Genomic DNA, 24,372 nt, shown 5'->3' with positions numbered 1-24,372 from the left:
AATTAAATATGTTTTAATAAAAGTAGATGACGCTGTTCGTCCAGACGTGGAACTTTTAGCTCGATAATTTCACAGCTGAACTCATCTTTCAATGCTTCAACCTCATCGGCCGGAATCAGACCTTTCATGGAAGCAATAATACTCTGTCCATGCATAAACGGTTTTGATGCCGCCACAAAATCGGTCAGAGATGCAAAGGCACGGCTGGTGATGACATCAAACTGGCCTAACTCACGGATACTGTCTTCATTTTCGACTCGGGTTTGGACCGCCACCACGTTTTGCAGTTTCAGATCGGCAATAAACTGCTTCAAGAAACGGATTTTTTTGCCATTCGAGTCCAGCAACACGCACTGACGTTCCGGCTGACATAAGGCAATGATCATGCCCGGCATACCGCCACCGGTACCAATGTCCAGCAAACGGCCGGCAGGTAAATCGTTGAGAATACTCAGGCTGTCGAGCAAATGCTTGACCAGCATTTCTTTCGGATCACGAATTGCGGTCAAGTTATACGCTTTGTTCCATAGCACCAAAGCATCTTGATATTGGAGTAATAAATTTAAAGTCTCATCGCTGAGCTCTAAACCCAAGGCCTGACTACCCTGCTTGAGTTCCTGAAAAAACGTATGCATAAACAATGAACGTCTCGAAAAAGTTAGCTGAAAGTATACCGATTTATCTGCCAAGTCACAGCAGCGAGTGCTTAGTGAATATGCACTTAAGCGTACACACCTTGCTGAATTTGTTGATCCAGTGCATTTAATCGCTCAGGAGTGCCAACATCTACCCAGACACCCTGCAATTTGCTGGCGGCAATTTTTTCATCCTGCATGGCCTGTTTCAATAACGGTGCCAGTGGACGCTTGCCACCTTCCAGGCCTTGGAACATCTGCGGATCAATCACGGCAATACCGCTATAGGTCAGATTTTCACCCGATTTACCCTGATCAAAGGTATAGGCTTTTTGTTCCGACAAGGTGAAATCGCCTTGCGGATGCTGTGCCGGATTCTCTACCAGCACCAGATGCGCCAGCTGACTCTCTAGCTGTACCGACAATAATGGCGCAAAATCCATGGTGGTCCAGACATCGCCATTGACCAGAATAAAGGGCTCATTGCCGAGCAGCGGCAGCGCGTTAATAATCCCGCCTGCGGTTTCCAGACCTTCGCCTTCATGCGACCAGAGAATATTAACGTCAAACTGGCTGCCATCCCCCAAAGCCTGAGCCAGTTTTTCACCCAGCCAGGCGGTATTGATCACAATTTCGGTTACGCCAATGCGCTGCAGCTTTTCGATATGCCAAACAATCAGCGGCTTACCGCCCACTTCCAGCAAGGGTTTAGGCGTATGCAAGGTTAAAGGACGCATCCGGTTACCTAAACCGGCAGCAAGAATCATGGCTTTCATCAGGCAGCTACCTCATAACGGCCATATTTGGCTTCAAATGCCGGCATAACTTTTTCACGAATAAACTGCATAAAAGGCTGCAATTCGGCATAAGGCTGCGATTCTTCCAGTAGATACCACATCACGCGCGGCAAATCTTTTAAGTAACCCGATTTGCCATCACGCTCGAACAGGCGCACAAAAATACCCAGAATCTTGATATGACGCTGAATCGCCATCAGGTCGGCGTCTTTCTTGAACTGCTCAAAATCACGCTCCTGCTTGGCGCTTTCCGGCAGCAAATCATAAAAGGTTTTAAACCAGCGATAGACACGATCTGCATTCCACTGCACGTAGGCATCACGGGTAATTGAAATCAGATCATAGGTATCGGCGCCAATTACCGCATCCTGAAAATCAATCACCCCAAGTTCGGTTTCACCTGCAATTTTCATCAGGTTCCGGCTGTGAAAATCACGATGTACAATCACTTGTGGCTGGGCCAAAGCCGCATTGGCCAGAATAGCAAAGGTACGCTTGATTAACGCGCTCTCTTCTGCGGTTGGCTGAATCTGTAATGAGGGCAACATCCAGTCGGTGAGCAGCTCCATTTCACTGATCAGTTTTTCATAGGAATAGTCCGGGAAATGGCCTTCGCCAGCAATGGACTGCAATTGGATCAGCTGCTTAAAGCTTTGTGCATAGTAGTCATCGACAGTCTGTTCATTTAACAGGGTCGAGAGCAATACATCACCAAAATCTTCCAGTAGCAAAAAGCCCTGCTGCAGATCTTTGGCGATGATATGCGGCACGCGTACACCATGCGCATCAAAAAATTCATCAATCGTCACAAAAGGACCACAATCTTCTTTTTCTGGTGGTGCATCCATCAGCATAAATGTTTTATTATTCAATTTGATTCGTGCATAACGACGGAAGCTTGCATCGCCTGCTAAAAAATGAGTTTCAAATTGATCTGAACCGAGTACAGATGTAATCCATGTTTGTATCAATTGTTCACGTTGTGTATTCATTTGCAATAAATTCTAATACAGGCTGAGTTTTTAAAGTGCTAAGTGTAGCTACTTCTGCGCTTTTTCTCTATGATGCGACAATAATTAATTGCGATTAAGCACTCTTGGTTAATGAGACAAATGAAGCATCAGTTTAAATTTAATCCTTTAGCGACTGCGATCTTGACCCTGTTATGTGGACACGCGATGAGCAGTCATGCAGAGACCACAGAGCCCGCTTCATCCATCACCAATCAACAACTCAAACAGAGCATTCAGGATGCTTATCCGGGCCAGTCGTTTTTTGAACAGTATTATGTCGATAAAACCGCGCCGGAAGCCCAGCAGCGTTTTGGCCAAGAGCTGAGTTCAGCCTATTGCCAGGGCGCCTGGGTCACGCCAATTAGCCCGGACACCGTGGCCGTTGCTGCTGAAGAAGCCACCTCGACCGTTACCGCTGATTATGGTCACTATAATCCTAATGGGGATTCGGTTTTAGAAGGCAATGTGGTAATTGACCAGCAAGGCCGCCAGATTCGTGCCGATAAAATTACCATTGACCAGACCCAGACCTATGCCAGTGCCGAAGGCCGGGTACAAATGGCGCAAGCCGGTTTACTGGCGCAAAGCGACCAGATCAATTACAACCTGAAAACCCAGCAAGGCGATTTACACAACAGCTTCTATATTGCAGAAGAACAGCACGCACATGGCATGGCGGAAAAGATTGCCCGCACTTCAACCAATACCTTGGTATTGAACAATGCCACCTATAGCACCTGCCCGCCTGAACAGGCACCGACTTGGAAAATTCAGGCCGATGAAATCAAGCTAAATCAGGAAACCGGTCGCGGTGAAACCCGTGGCACCAAACTGTATGTAAAAGATGTGCCGGTGCTGGCAGTGCCATATTTTAACTTCCCGATTGATGACCGTCGTACTACCGGTATTTTGACCCCGAGTTTTGGCTTTACCAATGATGGTGGAGTTGAACTGGCGGTACCGGTCTACCTGAACCTGGCTCCAAACTATGATGCCACCGTGACACCACGCTATATTGGTGACCGTGGCCCGATGCTGGAAGGTGAATTTCGCTATCTGACCGAGAATTTTGGTCAGGGTCAGATCTGGGGCGGCTACCTGGCCTCTGACAATAAATACAATGATGAAGATCGTAAGGATTTTCACTTTCTGCATAACTGGCAGATTAACGAGCAGTTCAATACCAATCTGGAATATAACTACGCTTCAGATAAAGACTATTTTGCTGACTTAAACAACAACCCGAACTCCAGAACCGACCTGAACTTACGCCGCGCCTGGGAACTGAATTATCGCAATGGTATTCCGGGTTTAAGAGCGCAGCTAAAAGTTGAAGATTTCCACACGCTGGACCCGACTATTCCAGATGAAGACCGTCCGTATGCGCGTTTACCTCAGTTCTTATTAAATTATAAAACTGGTAATCCACAAGGCTTCCAGCTTGAATTCAATCACGATACTGCTTATTTCAAAAAAGATATCAACCATCTTGAAGGTCATACCAATGATCTAAATACGTATGAGCCAAGCGGTACCCGTATCTATAACGATTTTAAAGTACGTTATAATTACCGCAACCCGTGGTCTTTTGTAATTCCAGAAGTATCACTTCGCAACGTCAATACTTTCTTTGATAAAGACACCATCGCGTTTTATGACAATAACAGCGGTACTCTGACCAATAGCTCAAGTGAAAATAAATCGGTAACAGTACCGCAGTTTACCCTGGACGCCGGCCTGACCTTTGAAAAAGAAGGCCGCTTCCTGCAAACCATTACCCCGCGTGCCTTCTATGCCTATGCACCGTATCAGAATCAGGATGGCCATCCAAACTTTGATTCAGCCACCGCTTCCATTAACTATGACCAGCTGTTTAGTCCGTACCGTTTCTATGGTCATGACCGCCTGGAAGACAACAACTTCCTGTCACTCGGTTTAAGCTATAGCCTATTTGATGAAGTAGGCCTGGAACGGATTCGTGCCAGCCTGGGTCAAAGCTTCTTCTTTGAAGATCGTCGTGTCATTTTGGAAAACCCATCTGATGACTTTGATACTCAAAGTCGTACTGGTCCAATCATCAGTCTGGCCAGCCAGTTAACCGAAAACCTGAATATTGGTGCCAATGCAGCCTGGATGTCAAACGGTGACAATGCCCAGCGCGATCTGCACCTGTTCTATACCGGTGAACAAGGCAATTTATACAATGTCGGCTATATTAACCGTCGTCATATTCCAAACCGTCAGGATCATTATGATCAGGTGGTGGCCTCGTTCATTCAACCGGTCTACAACAACTGGCGTATTCTGGGTCATGCCCAATACGATTTGGACAATAGCGTCGCCCGTGAATATTTACTCGGTGTGAACTATGAATCCTGTTGCTGGGGCATCTCGGTCTACGGCCGCTCTTATTATAATGATCTGGATGATGTCTCCGATCACAACGTCAAGCCGAAACGCGCCATCATGGCTGAATTGAACCTGAAAGGCCTCGGCAGTTTCAACAATAAACTTGCATCTTTACTTGAAAACCGTATTTTAGGGTTTAATAGAACTAATCAAACTTGGACACAACGTTAATGAAGACACCACAGTTAAAACAATTTTTTAAAGCCACTGCCTTAGCTTTATGTATTTCTTCAGCTGCACCTGCTTTTGCACAAACTGTAGATCAGGTCGTGGCCGTGGTGGATAACAGTGTCATCCTACAAAGTGATTTAGCGCAAACCGCTGCTGAAATGCAGCAACAATTACAGGCACAGAACAAAACCGTGCCACCGGCTCAATATCTACAACAACAGGCCTTAGAACAACTGATCGTGCGTCAGGCACAGCTGGAACAGGTCAAACGCTATAACATCAAGCCTGATGAAAAAGCCTTAAATGAAGCGGTGATGCGTGTGGCCCAACAAAATGGCAGCAAAAGTCTGGAAGATTTCCAGCAGAAAGTCGACCGTATTGCACCGGGGACCTATGCCTCTTTACGCAACCGTATTGCTGAAGATTTGGCAATTAACCGTCTGCGTCAGCAAGTCGTGATGTCGCGAATTAAAATTAGCGATCAGGATGTCGATAACTTCCTGAAAACCCCGCAAGGTCAGGCCGCTTTAGGCAGTCAGGCGCATGTGTTGCATGTGCGCGTATCCGGTGAAAATGCACAGGCCACCGCGGAACAGGTTAAAACTGCACTGAATAACAGCAATGACCTCAATGCCATTAACAAGCAGTTCAGCACAGCTGCCACCAAAGTTGAATCGGCTGATATGGGTTTCCGCAGCCTTTCTGAAATTCCGGCTGAACTGGCTGCACGTGTAAGTGCACTTGACGTCGGTCAGACCACTGAGCTGATTGCAGTCAATGATGGTATTCATGTGCTGAAACTGGTCGATCGTAAAGCCGGTGAACAGCGCGCGCTGGTCCCACAATATCAAACCCGTCATATTCTGATTCAGCCAACAGAAGTGGTGAGCCCAGAAAATGCCAAGCACATGATTGACAGTTTGTATAACCGCCTCAAAGCCGGTGAAGATTTTGCAGTGTTGGCCGGTACTTTCTCAACCGATACCGGTTCTGCCCGTGATGGCGGTAGCCTGGGCTGGGTTAGCCCTGGAGTGATGGTGCCTGAATTTGAACAGCAAATGAAAAGCACCCCGGTAGGTGAAATCAGCCAGCCATTTCAAACCCAGTTTGGCTGGCATATTCTACAGGTGACAGATACCCGCCAGCAGGACATGACCCGCGAATACCAGGAACGTATGGCACGCCAGATTCTAGGTGAACGTCAGTTTGATACCGAACTGGACAGCTGGTTACGTGAAATTCGCAGCAATGCCTTTGTCGATATTAAAGATCCAAACCTGGACCGTAAAAATAACTAGGTCTTAAAAAATGAAAAACCAGTGCCTGCACTGGTTTTTTTAATTCTGGCTTTTCACCTCGCCATCAATAGCAATAAAAAAACCGCTGAATTCAGCGGTTTTTTTATAAGAGGACTTAAGCCATTAATATTGATTAACGGTTGTTGTCATCTTCTTGAGAATCTTCAAATTTAGAGTCGTTGTCAAAACCAGAAGCTTGACCACCGAAGCCAGCGCCTTGACCACCGAAGCCACCTTGACCACCGAAGCCGCCGCCTTGACCACCGAAGCCGCCTTGACCACCGAAGCCGCCTTGACCACCGAAGCCACCTTGACCACCGAAGCCGCCTTGACCACCGAAGCCGCCTTGACCACCAAAGCCACCACCTTGTCCGCCGCCGAAGCCACCACCTTGACCACCGAAGCCACCAGCACCTTGAGCACCAGCAGGTGCACCGGCAGGACGTGGATTACGTGCAGGTACAACTGTAGAAATCGCGTGTTTGTAAACCATTTGGCTTACTGTATTTTTTAATAGCACCACATACTGGTCAAAAGATTCGATATGACCCTGTAATTTAATACCGTTTACAAGGAAAATAGAAACTGGAATACGTTCTTTACGGAGAGAATTCAAGAACGGATCTTGTAAAGTTTGACCTTTAGACATGTTATAACTCCAAAAATAATTAAAAATCAGCGCAAAAACTATCTTTATTTTTCAATTAAAATTTATAAAAAAGACAGTTCATAAATTTTGCTTTATCCGTAACAGTTTCGCAAGTCTTCTTGAGCCTGCTTTATCGTAAAATATGTTTGAATTTTATGCGATTCCTGCAACGATCTGAGCCAAGTATATTGACGTTTTGCAAGTTGTCGTGTTGCAAATAGGGCCTTATCCTCCATTTCCTGCTTTTTATTGAGACTTTTATCACTTTTCTTTAGAAATTCTAAAGCTTGTCGGTATCCAACAGAGCGCATAGAGGGTAAATTCTCATCTAAATCGTATTTTTCAATAAGCCTTTCTACTTCATTCAAAAAACCCATTGACCACATTATTTCTAATCGTTTTTCTATACGTTGATGTAATTCTACCCGATCTGGCAGCAAGGCGTGATTATGAAAAGTGTAACGATATGGTACATTTTTGGGCTGTTCTGCTTGTAGTTTGGTAATAGGTTGACCGGTTAACTTGAACACTTCCAAGGCCCGGATAATCCGTTGCTTATCGCTGACTTTAAATTTCTGTCCGGCTAAAGCATCTACCGCGCACAATTCGGCATACACCGCTTCCCAGCCTTCACGTGCAGCCTTATCTTCAATTTCAGCGCGCACCGCATAATCTGCACTTGGCAAATTACTGGACAACCCTTCCAGCAAGGCCTTGAAATACAGCATAGTTCCGCCCACCAGAATCGGGGTTTTGCCACGCGCATGCATATCATCAATTAAAGCACAGGCATCTTCTACAAACTGCGCAGCAGAATACACCTCTAAAGGGGTAATAATATCAATCAGATGATGCGGATAACGCGCCTGCTCGGCTTTGCTTGGTTTGGCGGTGCCAATGTCCATATCCTGATACACCAAAGCGGAATCGACTGAAATCAGCTCAAAATGCCCCAGTTCATAGAGTTCACACGCCAAAGCAGTTTTACCGCTTGCAGTAGGTCCCATTAAATTGATGACCGGCAATTGATTTGACATGTACCACTACTCTCCTCGAGCAAAAAGTTTATCTAATTGAGCCAATGGAAAGGCACGCCAGGTCGGGCGGCCATGATTACATTGGCTGGCAAATTCGGTTTGTTCCATCTGGCGCAGCAAGGCGTTCATTTCAGACAGGCTGAGCATACGATGCGCACGCACGGCACCATGACAGGCCATGCCGGCCAGAATCTGGTCACGTTTTTGTAGCAGTGCTTGCGCTTCATCAGCCGGGTCCAGATCATTCAACAATTCAGGAATCAGCGCATCAAAATTGGCCTTATGCAAAATCGCCGGCACCCCACGCACAATCACCTGCTCATCACCATATTGATCCAGATTCAGCCCTAAACGTGCCAGCTGCGGTTTTAGCTCTTCAATCCGCATCGCCTGCATCCGGCTAATGCTAATCACTTTAGGAATTAGCAGCTGCTGTGAGGTCCAGAATTCCGGCTTATCCCAAGCCGATTTCATTTGCTGTAATAAAATCCGCTCATGTGCCGCGTGCATATCGACAATAATCAAGCCTTCGGTATTTTGCGCCAGAATGTAAATTCCATGTAACTGGGCGATGGCAATCCCAAGCGGATGTTCATCTACCGGAGCTGGCTGCGTCTCACCTGCGGCCGACTGTGGGCTGGACAATGCAGATTCATCCAGCTCACGTAACGGTGCCAGATAGCTTTTTAGCGCATTGTTCAGCTGCTGTGAGCCGGTATAGACATTGCTATAACCGGTATTCTGACCACTGGCCATTTTCTGGCCTTGTGGCAATGCATAATCCACACTTTGCGGGCGGGCATCGCTAAAATCTGTCAGTAATTCTGGTGCCGCCTGATTAGATACTGGCACGATGGCTTCGGCTGCTTTATGCAGCTGGAACTGTTCCTGATAACGTGGCTGCGCCGCAAACACCGGCTCCGAGGTTTCAGTTTTCATGGCCGTGGCCAAGTCGGCACTGGCGGTTTGGAACTGTGCCAGGGTTTCTTTGCCATAATGACGCACAAACTCATGCACTTCACGCTGGTTTAAAAAGCGGATTTCATGCTTGGTTGGATGCACATTGACATCAATATTTTCAGGTTCAACTTCCAGAAACAGCAAATACGCCGCATGCTGATGACCATGCAAAATACCATCATAGGCCATGCGCAGCGCATGTGAGATGGTCTTGTCTTTAACAATCCGGCCATTTACATAGACATATTGTAAATCGGCCTGTGCCCGCGCATCGGAAGGATGGCCCAACCAGCCCGACAGACGCATGCTGATACTATCGGCATCAATCCAGTAAGCATTTTCGGTAAACTGTCGTCCCAGCAATTGCTGTACACGCTGAAAACGCAGCTCGCCGCTGTCAGCAACCGGCAGGTTCAGCTTGATGCTGTTATTATGTTCCAGCACAAAACGGATATCAAAATGCGTCAGTGCCAGACGGCGCACAATTTCTTCAATATGGCCAAATTCGGTACCCGGCTTTTTTAAAAATTTACGGCGTGCCGGCACATTAAAAAACAGATCCTGCACCCGAATATGGGTTCCTTTCGACGCAGCCACCGGCACAATCTCCTGATGATCAAAAGCCGTGCCATTCACTTCAACCTGATAGCCCACCCCTTCATCTGTCTGGCTGCTGATCAGGCTTAAACGCGATACTGCGGCAATGGATGCCAGTGCTTCACCACGAAAACCGAGGCTGACAATGGCATGCAAATCATCGGCAGTTTGAATTTTACTGGTGGCATGACGCATGACTGCCAAGGGTAGATCTTCAGGGTGAATGCCGCGCCCATTGTCAATAATTTCAATCAGGGTACTGCCGCCCTGTTCCACCCGGATAATCAGTTCGGTCGCACCGGCGTCAATCGCATTTTCTAATAATTCTTTGACCACAGAAGCCGGACGCTCAATAACTTCTCCGGCGGCAATCTGGTTGGCCAGTGCCGGATCAAGCGCGCGGATACGACGTGTACTTAAATCAGCCGACATGGGTAAAATTCTGCTCCAGAGCGTGTTGTAAAGCGGCAGAAGACGAGCTGAGGGTTGCGGTGCGGCTCAATTCATCTTCAGACTTTAGAATATTAATAATCAGGTCCGGTGCTGGAATTTCATCCCCACCTTTTGATGGCCATTCAAATAAAAATAAGGCGTTTGCTGTATCCAGATAATCACGGATGCCCATCAGCTCCAGTTCATACGGGTCATTCAGGCGATACAGGTCAAAGTGGAAAATATCCTGGCCATTGACCTGATACGGCTCCACCAGGGTATAGGTCGGACTTTTTACCGATCCCTGATGACCTAAGCTTTGTAACAGATAACGGGTTAGCGTGGTTTTCCCTGCGCCCAAATCCCCAATCAGATAAATCACCCCGCGCGGGAAATGCGCCGCCAAAACCTGAGCCAGATTTTGGGTCTCTTGTTCATTGTTCAGGTTCAGACAAAATGAATACTGCATAATACTCGCGACATGATTCAAAACAGCAATTATGATAGCATCGCAGCCGTTTAAAAGCCTATTCGACTGCGTCAGAATCTGTATTTTTTCACAGCATTTGTTGCCTAATTTGAGATGTGCACCCGTTCATGAGCTCCACTGCCGATTTTATTCCCCCGATGATTAATGGTGTTAGCGCCAGCAAAGTTTACTTGCAGCCATCATCGGCAAGTACAGTGTATGCCTACCTGTGCCAGCAGTTTCCGCATATTTCTGCAGCTGAATGGCTGTCGCGCTTTCAGGATGGTCTGGTCTATGATGCACATGGTCAGCGTCTAAACACAGACAGTCCTTTTCAGGCGCATACGCACTGTTTTTACTATCGTTTTTTGGCCCATGAAGTAACGGTGCCGTTTCAGCATCAGATTTTATTTGAAAATGAAGATTTGCTGGTGGTAGATAAACCGCATTTTCTGACCATGAGCCCAACCGGACAATATGTGCAGCAAACCTTACTGGTGCGTTTGAAACAGCAAACTGGCAATGAACAGCTGACCCCGATTCACCGTTTAGACCGGGAAACTGCCGGCGTGGTGCTATTTTCCAAACAGCCGGCCAGTCGTGGTCTTTATCAGCAAATGTTTGCCGAACGTCAGGTCCGCAAGACCTATCATGCGATTGCACCTTTTCGTGCCGATTTAAGTTTTCCTTGCACCATCCGTTACCGCATGGAAAAAGGTCAGCCGTTTTATACCATGCAGGTGGTGGATGGAGTACCCAACAGCGAAACCGATATTGAGCTGTTAGCGCATAACGGTCATTTGGCAAAGTATTTGCTTAAACCTGTCACCGGTAAGCAGCATCAATTGCGGGTGCATTTAAATCAGCTTGGAATTGCTATTTTAAACGATCCATTTTATCCGCAGGTGCAGCATAAAACGGAAGATGATTTTTCTGCGCCTTTACAGCTTCTGGCCAAAGATATTTGCTTTCAGGACCCAATCAGCAAAGCAGCAATGGCGTTTAGCTCCCAATTTGACCTGACACTGTAATCTAATTGTCATTACATTTATTTCAATTTTTCCTGTGTATGAATATTGAAATTACAAATGGTTAGATTAAAATGTGTCTACACAGTTAAGTGCACTTAAATTAATTAAAATCATGAGAAAAACTGAAGTTTATCAAATTCGCCTGGATTCTCAGGAAAAGAAACAGGCTTTTGCCGTGTTTAAACAGTTGGGGATTACACCGGCACAAGCGGTTCGTCTGTTCTTTAAACAGGTCGTTCTGACCAAATCTATTCCTTTTTCTATCGAAAACCAGAATATTAATCTGGAGCAGCTGATCAAGTTAAGAAAGCTCAAGCAAGAACAGCAAAATACTCAGGCCACACCAACACCTGCGCCCGTCAGCCCCGACACTTCCCCACTGGACGATGAAGATCTGGACCTATTTGCCGAATTAAATGCCCTCTTGGGTGAAACTGACAAAAGTTAACAGTGTTGTATTTATAAACAATATTTTAATTTAATCTGCTAAAAACTTGGTTATGCTGCATAGACAACAATAAGATATGCAGGGAGTCATGGATGATTGTCAAACGCGCAACCGTAGCAGATCTCGAGCAGCTGGCCGTATTATTTGATGAATATCGTCAATTTTATGGTGCATCTTCTAACCTGAAGCTTTCACACCAGTTTTTACAACAGCGTTTTGAAAATCATGAAAGCGTGATTTTTATTCATGTGAAAGATGAGGTGATTACCGGTTTTATCCTGCTGTATTTAGGCTTTTCTTCGGTGGCCTGTACCACCTATTATATTCTGGATGATGTCTATGTGACGCCGGTCTATCGTCGTCAAGGCTCGGCCAAACAGCTGATTGATACCGCAATTCATTTTGCCCGTCATAACAATGCACTACGGATTAGTCTGCAAACCCAGAACAACAACTATCAATCGCATCAACTGTATGAACAGATGGGCTTTATTAAAGACAATGAGTTTCAGACCTACCACTGTTTCTTAAAATAGCCCAATCTATTAAAAGCCGGTTTAATCCTGCATCCGGGTACGCGCCTGCTGTACCTGGGCGTCATCTAAATAGATCCACTGCCCCAACTCGAGTTCTGGCAGGTTTAAAGCGCCAATTTGCTGACGATGCAGCTTGTCCACCTTATTGCCAACTGCTGCCAGCATCCGCTTTACCTGATGATAGACACCCTGATGAATGGTCATTTCCAGCTCGTGCTCGGCCAGACGGCAAATATCGGTGGCAGCAAAAATGCCGCTTTCATTGCGCAGTTCGACTCCATCTGCCAGTTGCTGGATTTGCGCATCTGTGACCGGATCTGCGGTGTACATGCGATAGACTTTGGCCACATGCTTTTTCGGATGGGTCAGCGCCTGTAAAAACTGGCCATCATCAGTTAGCAATAACAAACCGGTGGTGTCCTGATCTAAACGTCCCACACATTGCAGGCCACGGTTCAGCAAAATATCGTCAAACAGATCAAACACACTAAAATGATGGGTGGCCTGATGTGAACACTCATAACCTTGCGGTTTGTTTAACGCGATATAGACCTTCTCCCGATAGGTATAGTCCTGCCCATAGACCGAAAATTTTAAACCCTGCAACTGCAGTTTCTGTTTGGGTTGGGTGATGACTTCACCCTCAATGGCAATCGCACCATTTTGAATCAGCTGCTGGCAGTGTTTGCGTGAACCAAAGCCTTGCGATTGCAACATTTTTTCTAAAGTCATCGAATTACCTGTGGAGTGAAAGCTGTATCAATATGGAAGATGGCGTATTTTATACTGAAACCGCGCTGGAGTTGGAATCTATCAGCAGGCCCCGCTGAAAAAGGCTACAATAATGGCCTCTTTTTCTCCCATGCCACCGTGTTCAGCCTGTATGTCACACCTCGATTTAAACCTGATTGTTCTGCTTATTTTATTGGCCTGCGGTATTTTTAGTCACAATACTGCCGTCACCATTGCCGCCGCGGTGTTAATCGTGTTTCGCATCACACCACTGGAAGTATATTTTCCGCTCTTGCAACAGCATGGTTTAAATATTGGCATTATCATTTTGACCATTGGCGTACTAACGCCCATTGCCAGCGGTAAAATCCCCGGTGATGAAATCCTGAAATCATTTATGCACTGGAAATCCATACTCGCGATTGGCATAGGCCTGTTTGTGGCCTGGCTCGGTGCACGTGGGGTACAGCTGATGAGCCATCAACCGAATATTGTCGCTGGCCTGCTGATTGGTACGGTTGCCGGTGTGGCCTTGCTGCGCGGTGTGCCGGTCGGACCATTAATTGCCGCCGGCATTTTATCGTTATTGATTGGTTCTAAATAGCCGCTTCATACAGACACGGCTTTAAAGAGATACGGATACACGATTAGGCACGTACATCGGCCTGAAACAGCTTTTGGCATAATAGCCAGCCCATTGCCGAGAACGCAGCCATCACAATACCGACCCAGAACCAGTCTCCGGTGGCAGAAACAATCGCAGCAATTGCTGGAGGCAACAGAAACTGCGATGTCGCTGAGCACTGTAAAATCATGCCAATGGTCGCACTAATGGCCACCGGACTAGGCGCAAAACGCAAGGCTTGAGCAAAGACCACCGCGGCGACCAGACCACCAAATAACGAAAAGCTAAACACGCAGGCAAACTGCAGTAAAAATGGTAACTGGGCCTGAAAGATATAGAAACTTAAGGCACACAGCATCAAGATGATAAAACCGGTTTGGACTAAAGTTTTAGGCAACAAACCGCGCTGCAACATGATGCCGCAGACAAAGGTCCCGACTGCATTGGCAATCGCCACCGACGCAGTTAATGCACCTGCCAGCGTCAAGGAAATCTCGTTTTGCTGATAGATGGTTGGCAAGAAACCGACCAGACTAAACCATTGTCCGGCATAGGTGCCGAACATCAATGCCAGCATCCACGCTGGTGGATGTTTGAGCGTGGTTTTGATCAGCTGAAACACTTCAATTTTCTGGGTTGATTGTTGCGGTTTCGGCACTCGGGTGGCGACCAGCGCAAACAGGCTTAAGGTCAGTAGTGTTAGCGTCAGCCATACCCCTTGCCAGCCCATCATGGTGATTAGCCACGGCGTCAGTAATAAGGAAATCCCCATGCCGCCGCCCATATAGGCACTCCACAAGCCCATTTTGGCGGAAATTTCTTCTGCCGGCACCAGCTGGCGAATATAGGCCGGACCACTTAAGGTCACCAGTAAAAAGCCAAATCCTTCCACTACCCGCAGCAGCAGCAAACTGCTGACGCTTTGGCTAAACCCACCGAGCAAACTGGCTGCGCTTAGTAAGCCCAGTCCAAGCAAGACACAGCGTTTCAGTCCAATTTTTTCGACATAACTGCCCAAGGTCAGTGCAAACAGCATACCAGCCCCTTGCACCAGCGACAGCAACAAACCAGCTTTTACCAGCCCGATCCCCAGTTCCTGCTGTAATACCGGCACCGCTGGCGGTAATTTACCGACATGCATCGCCGCGACAAAACCTGCACAAATAATCCAAATATCCCTGCTGAACCATTGTACTTTGGACATACCCTTACTCACTTCAATCTTGTGACTTGAGCTTATCAAGTTCAGTAACTGCCATTTATTGAAAAAACATCTCAGCTTATGTTTTTCCTGAATAAATGGCGTAGCTGGCAGATGATTCAACGACCTGAATCCTCACCATTATTTACTCAAAAATTACGCTATTTGTGCGGATGTTATTGTGCATAGTAATGACTACGCTTTTGCGAAAATTTTTCCAGCTGTTTCAGGAAGCCTTCAAAATAGCTTTTTTCTTTTTCTTCACTGCGATAACCAGCATACAGCGTGCGGCGTAGTCCTTCTGCCGAAACACAATGCAGACGGCGTGAAGTGACCCAACCTTTTTGTTCATATTCATTTACCACCCAGTCCGGTAAGGCCGCCACACCCCGACCGCTGGCCACCAGCTGGATTAACATCTGGGTTAAATCTGTGGTGCGAATGGCTTTCGGGTAGATATTGGCCGGAATAAACAGCTTGGCCATAATATCCAGGCGGTGTTTATCCACCGGATAGGTAATTAAGGTTTCTTCGGCCAGGTCCTGCACCGAAATGTCTGCAACACGTACCAGTGGATGGGTATTGGACAGCACCAGACGCGACTCATATTCAAAAACCGGGAAATACTCGATGCCTTTTAAGGCAATTGGGTCGGCGGTAATCAGCAGATCAAATTCGGCATGTTGTAACAGTTCATGCGGATTGGCTTCAAAACCGGAAGCAAAGTCCAAATCAACATCGGGATATTGCTGGCGGTACTGATTTAACAGCGGCATCAGCCAGTCAAAACAGCTATGACATTCCGAAGAAAAAATAATCCGCCCGGTTTGCCCATGCACAATCCGGGTAATATCGGTTTGGGCAATCTGGATCTGCGGCAAAATATCATCTGCCAGTTTCAGCAAACGCTGCCCCACATTGGAAAACGTCACCGGACGCGAGCGACGATTGACCACTTCCACCCCATACCAGTGATCCAGCTCTTTCAACTGATGGGAAATGGCAGATGGGGTCAGGCATAAATCATTGGCCGCGGCCACCAGTGAACCATGTTCGCGTAAGGCCAATAAGGTTTTTAAATGACGAATTTCAAGCATGGGAAATGAAGTATCTCAAAATCAGGAGATGCACTGCGCTGAATGCAATGTCGCCTTAAAAATAAAAATATGAATTAAATTCATCTTAGCATAAATTCCATGAGTTGGTTTCATTATTCTAAATAAGGCAGCTTTTAAGAGATGGCGCTGTTTTTAAGCAAGATGAAGTTGAATTTGAAATACGCCTAAATACCGAATAAGCATAAAAAAGAGCATCTTTAAGATGCTCTTTGATGATGGGAGGATGCAAAGTTTATTCTACATATAACAAGGCCAGACGCACCTGATCATAGCCCATCCGCGGGCTGGTCAGCTCGACAATCGGACGCAGCTTGATCGTGCCATCATCATTAAAATGATCACTTTGCTGACGTTTTTGCAGGCGTTTATAAATTTTGCGGATTTGCTCCACCACTTCCTCACCCGGATGCGCCACCGAAATATCTAGTCCCTGTTCCTTATGCAAACGCGCCAGATGGTTAATAATCGTCGCTGGAGTCAGGCCACGTTCATGGGCAATATCTTCAATCTCATAACCTTCTTCAAACAAGGCCCGGGTTTCATCTAGCGTTGCCGAGGCATAATTCTGCTTACCGCCACTGCGTGCGATTTTCCGTTCATTGCGTTCAATTTCAACCTCATTCAAGGTGCCGCCACAATGCCGGATGAAGGCTTTATGCTGTGCGGTCAGGTCAATTTCGGCAAAATTCTGTTCTGCTTCCTCTGACAGTTCCTGAAAACGGCGATCGGCTTTAATTGCCAGACTGTCCAGCTCCAGCGCCTGCTCGTTAAAGCCCAATAAACGCAGGCCATCTAAGGTTTTTAATCGTGACAGTGCCACATAGCCCTGACCTTTTTCAAAGGTATGGCTCAGGTTAATTTCTGCCGCTTCTAAAGTCATACCTTGCGATTTATGAATGGTAATTGCCCAGGCCAGACGCAACGGAATTTGCTGGAAACTGGCAATGGTTTTTCCGGCTTCATTATCAATCGACCAGGTTTCTGGTTCGACCAGCAGCACCGTGCCATCAGTCAGTTTGACTTTCGGCAGGCAGCCATATTCATCATCTTCTTCAAAGCCAATCACCTCGCCCAGACTGCCGTTGATATAACCCATATCAAAGTTGTTTTTAACAAACATCACTTTGGCATGTTTTTTCAGGGTCAAGGTTTCAGGCGCACGCACCGAAGATTTTAAGGTTTCAATCAGTTTATCATTCCCATCACAGCTGGCATCGAACTGGCGACTTTCAGCATCAATTTCATTTAAATGCTTAAAGTTGATGGTATCGACATCCATATTGTGAGTATATAAACGGGTAAAGGTGTCGCCAATATCCTGCTGACGGGTATTTTGCAGCGCCTGCAGATGCTGCGGGCCAATATCCTGACGACGAATCGCATTGAGAATATCGTTTAAAAAGTCATTGCCCTGACGATGCTGCTCGGTCAAATAGCAGACCCGGAATTTGGCCTCGACCCAGGCCTCCGACATAAAGCAGAATTTATCGCGATTACGTTCATCATTTCTGCCCACCGGCGGCAACTGGAAGAAATCACCAGCGACAATCACCTGAATGCCACCAAAGGCTTCATCACTTTCCTTAAAATATTTCAGTACCTGATTGACCAGATTCAGCTGCTTGGCATGCAGCATCGAAATTTCGTCAATAATCAAGACCTGCGCATTTTCCAGATGTTCTTTCAGATATTTGCGCTCTTTCATATTTTTCAGGTCGGCATCAGACAAGACATCTTTAATACCAATGCCGGCCCAGGTGTGAATGGTCATACCATTCATATGTGTGGCGGCAATTCCGGTCGAGGCCGTAATCGCCACCGGCACTTTACGTGCTTTTAAATAGTTGATGTACTGATTGAGCGTATAGGTTTTCCCTGCACCGGCCGAGCCTGTTAAAAATACATTTTCGCCCGCTTTTAAGAGTTTGAGTGCAGTTTCCTGTTTCATAAGACCTATACCGTAGATGAACGGCTATAGCCTACCCATTTTTCAGCAAAAAGTTAAGGCAAAAACCACATCTGGCGACATCACTTGTCATAAAGTTCCAGCAGATGGGTCCGGTTTTAAGCGGCTGTTCAGCCATTGAATAAACTGTTCCGCAATATTGACCAGCAACTGCTCCGCTTTATGATTGTTCGGATATTCCAGCTGATCAAAGCGCAGCTGTCCATCGAGCAGATGACAACCCAGCGTTAAGGACTGGCGATAACACGGCGATGACATATGAAAAGCCACATATTCGCCTTCAATAATTTTCTGGCTATAACTCACCGCCAGACAATGATGAAAACTGCGCGACTCCTGAATAATCCGGTCCAGACTGTTCAGCTCTTCAAAGCACCAGCCCAGATACTGGGTTCTGCCTTGTAGCGATACGGGCGGCCAGTGGCTGACGTTTAACTGTTTTTTCAGCTTGGCCAGAATTTCGGCTTTATGTACTTCATGATGCCAGCGCACCGCGCGCTGAAAAATACTGCTCCAGCTGACATTTTTCGGGGTGTAATTTTTTTCATTAAAATAATCGACCAGATAATCGCGCACATAAGCATCAAACACCGATTCACGCACCGGCCCGGCCTTTAAATAAAACAGCTGCCGGAATTGTTCCAGCGTCAGCTGATGACGGCGTAAACAGTGCATAAAGTCACGCGATTGCTGACTCTCTGGATGAATAAACTGCATTAATTCAGCCGGCAGTTCTGCCGTGACCTTATGCAGATGCAGCATATAGGCCTGCATCACCCGGCTTAAACGTGCATAAACCTGTTTCACCTGCAGTTCATCCTGTGCCGCAACAATCGCCAGCAAATTCATCCATTCATCTAAATACAAAATAGACGGGCTGATGCTAATTCGCGGGTCTTCCAGTGACTGGCGCTGGCCTTTTTGCACCACCCGGGAATTATGCTGATGTTCAAACCATTGATGTTGCAGCGCAAAATGATCACAGCTCTGAATAAACAACCGCGCCGAGGCATACTGGAAATACTGCAAGGTGGCCAGAATAATGCGTGGATGAATCTGGCTGCAATCAACAAAACTTAGCGCCACCACCGCCACACGGACACTGGAATGATGAATATTGTCACTGAGCCAGTCCAGCACCAGTTTCGATTGCCGAAACAGCCAGTTGACTGCGCGTGGATAATCAAACAGTGGCAAACGCGCAACTTTGGTCTGCCAGATGCGGGTATTTTTTTCCAGAAAATGCCGCTTGGCCAGAATATTATCTTCGGCCCAGACCGCACGGTTCATAATCCGCACAAAGCCCAATAAATGGCTCTGCTCTACCGCGTGTCGATACAACAGCCGAATATCGTCCTGATGATCGATTAAATCCTGTAAATTAAATCGCTCTGGAAATGAGATACTTAAAATACGATACATGGCTTTAGGTAGAAATTCTGCTGCACTAAAACAAAAATCATCATAACTTAGCATCAGTGCTTGCACTGGCAAAAAGGTTTCACCCTCTACAAATTCCAAAGCGCATAGTGTCGACAAAGCAGTTAAAACATCTTCAGGAATCGGCTGCCCTTGCTGCACAAATTTGGTCAATACTGGTTGATACTGATCGTCTACCTGCATTAATGCCTGATCTAAAATTTGCGCCTGCATAGCATCTAAATGCAACAACAATTGCTTAACCCGTGCTGCACCATCTACCCAAAGATAAACTTGCTGCAGAATCAATTGCCGCAATTGCTGCGCCTGCTTACGCAAAAATAAGGAATGCTGCGGTTTTAAATCCCCTGTCAAAAAATGCAGATCATGTAAGAAAAAATCTTCAAACGCTTCTTGCTGTTGCCGCGCAAATTCAAAGTGGGTTTCTATTAAATTTGTATGCGATTTTGGCGAATAAAATTCAAGGCTAAACAGACCATTCAACAATTCGACCCGATGCTGCAAAGGATCAATTCGAAACATATTTTGTGCTGTAAAATGCCCAACCAGATCCATTTGATCTTGATAGATTTCTGCGGCCACACTGGAAATACGAACCAATTGCTGTGCAACGGCATGCAACTGGCTATGCTGGCGACTTGGCTGCATATACGCTCCTCATGCTTAAGTGCGGTCTATCTAAGTGTCATCTTATTTTTATTTGATTACACTGAATAGACCCATCACGTGATACATCCCTATTTTTTGTTTTTTATTTCCCATCCGCAAAAAGTGGACAATTCTTCAATCTAGCTTAAGCCACTTATTAATTGAATTACACTTTAAATATGTGTGTGCTGTATTCACACCTTAAAATTAGAGATACAAAAAATACTATAAACAAGATTTGTGCTCTTGCCTATAGACTGCGCACTACTTCAGATAATAAAACAAATTAAAAATCCATAATTTTCAAGTGATTATTTTACACTCTTTGATCAGCAACTAGGGTTGGTATTTGGTAGGTAGGATTTCACAACAAAGCAATGGATACTCAAATTACGGTTCAACACCGCGATAACAACACATTATTCCAATATCCAATGCAAGAAGGAATCTGAGCATGGCTTTTAAAAATATTGCAGATCAAACCAACGGTTTTTATATTCCTTGTGTGTCACTCTTCGGCCCTGGTTGTGCCAAAGAAATTGGCGTAAGAGCACAAAATTTAGGCGCTAAAAAAGCCCTAATTGTGACTGATGAAGGACTGTTTAAATTTGGCGTTGCCGATACCATTGCAGGCTACCTCACCGAAGCAGGCGTTGCCAGCCATATATTTGCTGGTGCAGAGCCAAATCCGACCGATATTAACGTGCATAACGGTGTCGATGCCTACAATGCCAATCACTGCGACTTCATTGTGTCCTTAGGTGGTGGTTCTTCCCACGACTGTGCCAAAGGCATTGGCTTAGTGACCGCAGGTGGTGGGCATATTCGTGATTATGAAGGCATTGATAAAAGTACCGTGCCAATGACCCCACTGATTGCCATTAACACCACTGCAGGTACAGCTTCGGAAATGACCCGTTTCTGTATTATTACCAATACAGACACGCACGTTAAAATGGCAATTGTCGATTGGCGCTGTACACCACTCATCGCCATTGATGATCCAAAACTCATGATTGCCAAACCTGCAGGTTTAACCGCAGCAACAGGCATGGATGCCTTAACCCATGCTGTAGAAGCCTACGTTTCAACCGCAGCCAATCCTATTACCGATGCCTGTGCTGAAAAAGCTATCCGTATGATTAGTCAGTGGCTCAGCCCTGCCGTGGCAAATGGTGAAAATATTGAAGCGCGTGATGCCATGAGCTATGCGCAATATTTGGCAGGTATGGCATTTAACAATGCCTCATTGGGCTATGTGCATGCCATGGCGCATCAACTCGGTGGTTTCTACAACTTGCCGCACGGCGTCTGTAATGCAATTTTATTGCCGCATGTTTGCGAATTTAACCTGATTGCCTGCCCTGAGCGTTATGCAGATATTGCAGAATTGATGGGAGTCAATACTGACGGATTAACCACCACAGAAGCCGCCTATGCCGCGATTGATGCAATTCGTGAACTATCTAGCTCGATTGGTATTCCAACAGGTTTAGCAGAGTTAGGCGTGAAAGAAAATGACTTGGCTATTATGGCTGAAAATGCACAAAAAGATGCCTGCATGCTCACCAACCCACGTAAAGCCAATCATGCACAAGTGGTCGAAATTTTTAAAGCCGCGATGTAATTTGAATCTCCTGCTGAGTGAATCACGATTTGCTCAGCATCTCCCATTTTTTTTCAATTTTCCTCTTTTGCTGTTTTATTTTTATCCTTCCCTTTGGCAGAACCATCTCAGATGCGTTCTGCTTTTTTTTTGCTGTTTAGAACAAAATGAACTCGCAGCATAAAACTAAAGCGATGTAGATGCAGAGGGTTTGCATAATTCAATTTGACAAATGCGCACAGCTCATCAAGGATATAGTCAAAATAAAATGGATGACGAACACCTTATGCTGTTAAGCAAAAAACAAAAAACAACACCAAGCTATCAACCCGATATTTTGGGTGCCGATTACCAACAAATGACGCTGGATTTTCCTTCGGATTATGAAGGCAAAGTCATTTCTACCTTGGTACGCAAAAAAGCCGAACAGGAAACACGTAAAGCCGTACTTTATATTCATGGTTTTATTGACTATTTTTTTCAAACAGAAATGGCAGACCAGTTTAATCAGCACGGTTATGACTTTTATGCCCTAGATTTACGTAAATATGGGCGTTCGCATTTGTCACATCAACATTGGTACAATGTGCGCAGCTTGTCTGAATATGATGCAGAAATTTCCGCTGCACTTGAGCAAATTGCCACAGAAGAACATGACTCGGTAATTTTGGCGGGACATTCAACTGGTGGATTAATCACCACGTTATATGTGGCACATCATCCCAATCATCCACTGATTCGTGGTTTATGGTGCAACAGCCCTTTTTATGATTTCAATATGAGCGAAATTGAGAAAAAAGTCGGCATTCCTCGTTTAAGCCAATTGGGCAAATTGCTGCCAGAAATGAAATTTCCAAGCCGCCTTAATCCATTTTATGTACCAAGTCTACACAAACAATATCATGGTGAATGGTTATTTAATTTGGAATGGAAGAAACCGCGTTATCCAAAAGTACGATTAAGTTTTGTACGTGCAATTCATGAAGCGCAAAAAGAAATTCATGCCAGTGTGCATTTAGGTGTACCCACCTTAATTATGCATGCGAGTCAAAGTAGTTATCCACGCCAATGGAATGAGATTGCGCAACGCACTGACGTAATTTTAAATGTTGCAGATATGCAAAAATATGGACATCACATGCATGGCGATATTCAGCTTTGCCAAATTGAAAATGGCGTGCATGATTTGGTACTTTCTGCGCCCGAAGTCCGTGCGGAAGTGTATCAGTCCTTGTTTGATTGGTTAAACCGCAAGGGGCTATAAAACTAAAAACTAGAACTAAAGGAAGTGAATTAACGGCTAAATGACTTGATGCATCCCTTAAGCTGTGTATTTTAATAAAATTTGATGTGCAGGATGCCCCTTGGGCATCAATTCAATTAAACGCTCCACTGCGTCAATCGCTTCAGGGCTGCGTGCCAAATGTTTTAGCAAGACATCGGTATCTTGTGCATTAAAAATGGCATTACTCAGGCGAGATTCTAAGCAATCTCGCCATGCACATAAAAATGGACTTTCAGTTTTCGCCAAAAATACTCCTGCACACGTTTGTAAGGCAGACTGCACATAACCAGCATCTAAAGCCTGCTCGGCTTGTAAAAAATCGGCTTCTATATGCGCCAAAATTCGGTAAGGACGCGAACCAAGCATCCCGCCTAGAATATCACGTAATTGAGACATCTCAGCTTTAAGCGTGCCCATACTGACTTTACGCTCACCATATAGAGCTTGGTGTAAAGTATCTAAACTCATGCCTTGTGGACAAAGTGCTAAAATCACCAATATTTCAATTTGACGCGGTGTCATCACCACCACTTTGCCATTAAATAACACTTGTGGCACGCGAAACGCGCGAATATAAAGCTGCTGTTTTTGCTGATCAAGCAGTGCATTTTGAATCAAAGAAGCACAGCGTTCTGCTGCCAACATCCCCAAACTGTTATGGTTTTTCCAAGTAGTCGATAAATCAATTACGCCCAATACTTGTTTGGAATAAGGGTCTAAAATAGGCGCTGCATAACAAACCCAGTCATGTAATGATGACATATAGTGTTCACTGGAAAACACACAACTTGCTTGCTGAGTTTTAAGTGACAAAGCCAAAGCATTGGTGCCTACCAACTCCTCACGCCACTGCCCGCCCTCTACAAAATGCACCTGTTCCGCCACATTACGCATTTGCGCGCTCGCTGCCGTCCAAATAATTGTACTGCCCACATCGCCCACGGCTGCAACCATGTCGGACTGCTGTGCGATATGTCTTAAATCCTCTGCACAGTTTTGCACAGCACGTTGTAAGGCCGAACTACCATGTGTATGCGTTAGACTATAATTTAACGGGGCTGCCAACCTATTAACAGGAATTTCAGCAATTTGAGAGCGTTGCCAAGATTTTAAAATACTCTGCTGAATTTGCTGCGCATGCAGCGGCGATAAACTGCTACTTTGTCTAAACTGTTCAATATGTTGCCTTTTTTCCAATAGGTCTTGTTTTTTCATCATTATTGACTCTCACAATCCTGTGGGCATTACATCCATTGTACTGCTTACTTT

At 45.7% G+C, this 24,372-nt stretch carries 21 protein-coding genes; 8 read left to right on the top strand and 13 right to left on the bottom strand.

Features of this window, described 5'->3' with window-relative positions; genetic code table 11:
- Positions 1–2: 2 nt before the first annotated feature.
- From rsmG to FTT64_RS01030, 3 genes are all read right to left on the bottom strand, one after another.
- On the bottom strand, positions 3–635 hold the full coding sequence (gene rsmG, locus FTT64_RS01040; protein WP_016658229.1) for a 16S rRNA (guanine(527)-N(7))-methyltransferase RsmG: 633 nt from the start codon (positions 633–635) through the stop codon (positions 3–5).
- A gap of 86 nt (positions 636–721) precedes the next feature.
- Positions 722–1,411: an N-acetylmuramate alpha-1-phosphate uridylyltransferase MurU gene (gene murU, locus FTT64_RS01035; protein WP_168381355.1), complete on the bottom strand. Its 690-nt coding sequence runs from the start codon at positions 1,409–1,411 to the stop codon at positions 722–724.
- The gene (locus FTT64_RS01030) at positions 1,411–2,424 is read right to left on the bottom strand and encodes an aminoglycoside phosphotransferase family protein (protein WP_005177470.1); all 1,014 of its coding nucleotides are present in this window, start codon (positions 2,422–2,424) and stop codon (positions 1,411–1,413) included. Before FTT64_RS01030 ends, murU begins: the two co-directional genes overlap by 1 nt.
- Positions 2,425–2,544: 120 nt before the next feature.
- Here FTT64_RS01030 and FTT64_RS01025 point away from each other — a divergent pair, with 120 nt between their 5' ends.
- Together FTT64_RS01025 and FTT64_RS01020 are read left to right on the top strand one after the other, a co-directional pair.
- Positions 2,545–5,025, top strand: coding sequence for an LPS-assembly protein LptD (locus FTT64_RS01025; protein WP_104473652.1), 2,481 nt, complete (start codon positions 2,545–2,547; stop codon positions 5,023–5,025).
- The gene (locus FTT64_RS01020; protein ID WP_016658233.1) at positions 5,025–6,323 is read left to right on the top strand and encodes a peptidylprolyl isomerase; all 1,299 of its coding nucleotides are present in this window, start codon (positions 5,025–5,027) and stop codon (positions 6,321–6,323) included. The genes FTT64_RS01025 and FTT64_RS01020 overlap by 1 nt, the downstream gene beginning before the upstream one ends.
- A 133-nt stretch (positions 6,324–6,456) precedes the next feature.
- Here the strand turns inward: FTT64_RS01020 and hfq are convergent, their stop codons facing one another.
- The 4 genes from hfq to tsaE all read right to left on the bottom strand — a co-directional run bounded on the left by hfq (position 6,457) and on the right by tsaE (position 10,467).
- Entirely contained in the window at positions 6,457–6,972 is a 516-nt protein-coding gene (gene hfq / locus FTT64_RS01015; protein ID WP_180181970.1) for an RNA chaperone Hfq, read from the bottom strand.
- 92 nt (positions 6,973–7,064) lie between these two features.
- Positions 7,065–8,009 (bottom strand): tRNA (adenosine(37)-N6)-dimethylallyltransferase MiaA, encoded by a 945-nt coding sequence (gene miaA, locus FTT64_RS01010; protein WP_104484295.1) that lies wholly within the window; start codon positions 8,007–8,009, stop codon positions 7,065–7,067.
- 6 nt (positions 8,010–8,015) lie between these two features.
- Complete coding sequence (gene mutL, locus FTT64_RS01005; protein ID WP_180181969.1) at positions 8,016–9,998, bottom strand: DNA mismatch repair endonuclease MutL; 1,983 nt, start codon at positions 9,996–9,998, stop codon at positions 8,016–8,018.
- Complete coding sequence (gene tsaE, locus FTT64_RS01000; protein WP_005177453.1) at positions 9,988–10,467, bottom strand: tRNA (adenosine(37)-N6)-threonylcarbamoyltransferase complex ATPase subunit type 1 TsaE; 480 nt, start codon at positions 10,465–10,467, stop codon at positions 9,988–9,990. Before tsaE ends, mutL begins: the two co-directional genes overlap by 11 nt.
- Before the next feature lie 128 nt (positions 10,468–10,595).
- Between tsaE and FTT64_RS00995 the strand changes: the two genes are divergently transcribed.
- From FTT64_RS00995 to FTT64_RS00985, 3 genes are all read left to right on the top strand, one after another.
- Positions 10,596–11,498: an RluA family pseudouridine synthase gene (locus FTT64_RS00995; protein ID WP_180181968.1), complete on the top strand. Its 903-nt coding sequence runs from the start codon at positions 10,596–10,598 to the stop codon at positions 11,496–11,498.
- Positions 11,499–11,610: 112 nt separating this feature from the next.
- On the top strand, positions 11,611–11,946 hold the full coding sequence (locus tag FTT64_RS00990; RefSeq protein WP_127799418.1) for a type II toxin-antitoxin system RelB/DinJ family antitoxin: 336 nt from the start codon (positions 11,611–11,613) through the stop codon (positions 11,944–11,946).
- Positions 11,947–12,038: 92 nt separating this feature from the next.
- Positions 12,039–12,482, top strand: coding sequence for a GNAT family N-acetyltransferase (locus FTT64_RS00985; RefSeq protein ID WP_104472246.1), 444 nt, complete (start codon positions 12,039–12,041; stop codon positions 12,480–12,482).
- Between the two features lie 21 nt (positions 12,483–12,503).
- On the opposite strand, the gene FTT64_RS00980 is transcribed toward FTT64_RS00985, so the two are convergent.
- Positions 12,504–13,214 (bottom strand): pseudouridine synthase, encoded by a 711-nt coding sequence (locus tag FTT64_RS00980; protein ID WP_180181967.1) that lies wholly within the window; start codon positions 13,212–13,214, stop codon positions 12,504–12,506.
- Between the two features lie 151 nt (positions 13,215–13,365).
- On the opposite strand from FTT64_RS00980, the gene FTT64_RS00975 reads away from it, so the two are divergent.
- A complete protein-coding gene (locus tag FTT64_RS00975) occupies positions 13,366–13,818 on the top strand; it encodes a DUF441 domain-containing protein (protein ID WP_034597660.1) in 453 nt (150 codons plus the stop codon).
- A 43-nt stretch (positions 13,819–13,861) separates the two neighbouring features.
- On the opposite strand, the gene FTT64_RS00970 is transcribed toward FTT64_RS00975, so the two are convergent.
- The 4 genes from FTT64_RS00970 to FTT64_RS00955 form a co-directional block, all read right to left on the bottom strand.
- Positions 13,862–15,043, bottom strand: a complete 1,182-nt coding sequence (locus FTT64_RS00970; protein WP_227554582.1) for a CynX/NimT family MFS transporter — start codon at positions 15,041–15,043, stop codon at positions 13,862–13,864.
- A gap of 173 nt (positions 15,044–15,216) precedes the next feature.
- A complete protein-coding gene (locus FTT64_RS00965; RefSeq protein ID WP_127799387.1) occupies positions 15,217–16,137 on the bottom strand; it encodes a LysR family transcriptional regulator in 921 nt (306 codons plus the stop codon).
- Between the two features lie 253 nt (positions 16,138–16,390).
- Entirely contained in the window at positions 16,391–18,106 is a 1,716-nt protein-coding gene (locus tag FTT64_RS00960; protein ID WP_152342351.1) for an AAA family ATPase, read from the bottom strand.
- 87 nt (positions 18,107–18,193) lie between these two features.
- Positions 18,194–20,212: a hypothetical protein gene (locus FTT64_RS00955; protein WP_180181965.1), complete on the bottom strand. Its 2,019-nt coding sequence runs from the start codon at positions 20,210–20,212 to the stop codon at positions 18,194–18,196.
- 454 nt (positions 20,213–20,666) lie between these two features.
- Here FTT64_RS00955 and FTT64_RS00950 point away from each other — a divergent pair, with 454 nt between their 5' ends.
- Positions 20,667–21,839 carry an iron-containing alcohol dehydrogenase gene (locus tag FTT64_RS00950; protein ID WP_104491824.1) on the top strand — a complete coding sequence of 391 codons (1,173 nt, stop codon included), beginning with the start codon at positions 20,667–20,669 and terminating at the stop codon, positions 21,837–21,839.
- 247 nt (positions 21,840–22,086) lie between these two features.
- Positions 22,087–23,082 (top strand): alpha/beta hydrolase, encoded by a 996-nt coding sequence (locus FTT64_RS00945; protein ID WP_180181964.1) that lies wholly within the window; start codon positions 22,087–22,089, stop codon positions 23,080–23,082.
- Between the two features lie 57 nt (positions 23,083–23,139).
- Here the strand turns inward: FTT64_RS00945 and FTT64_RS00940 are convergent, their stop codons facing one another.
- On the bottom strand, positions 23,140–24,321 hold the full coding sequence (locus FTT64_RS00940; RefSeq protein WP_180181963.1) for a transcriptional regulator: 1,182 nt from the start codon (positions 24,319–24,321) through the stop codon (positions 23,140–23,142).
- Between the last annotated feature and the right edge of the window lie 51 nt (positions 24,322–24,372).

This window comes from Acinetobacter sp. Q186-3 (assembly GCF_013420655.1).
GTDB lineage: Bacteria > Pseudomonadota > Gammaproteobacteria > Pseudomonadales > Moraxellaceae > Acinetobacter > Acinetobacter indicus.
The sequence above is the reverse complement of the archived record's forward strand: the minus strand, read 5'-3'. Positions and strand labels throughout refer to the sequence as shown.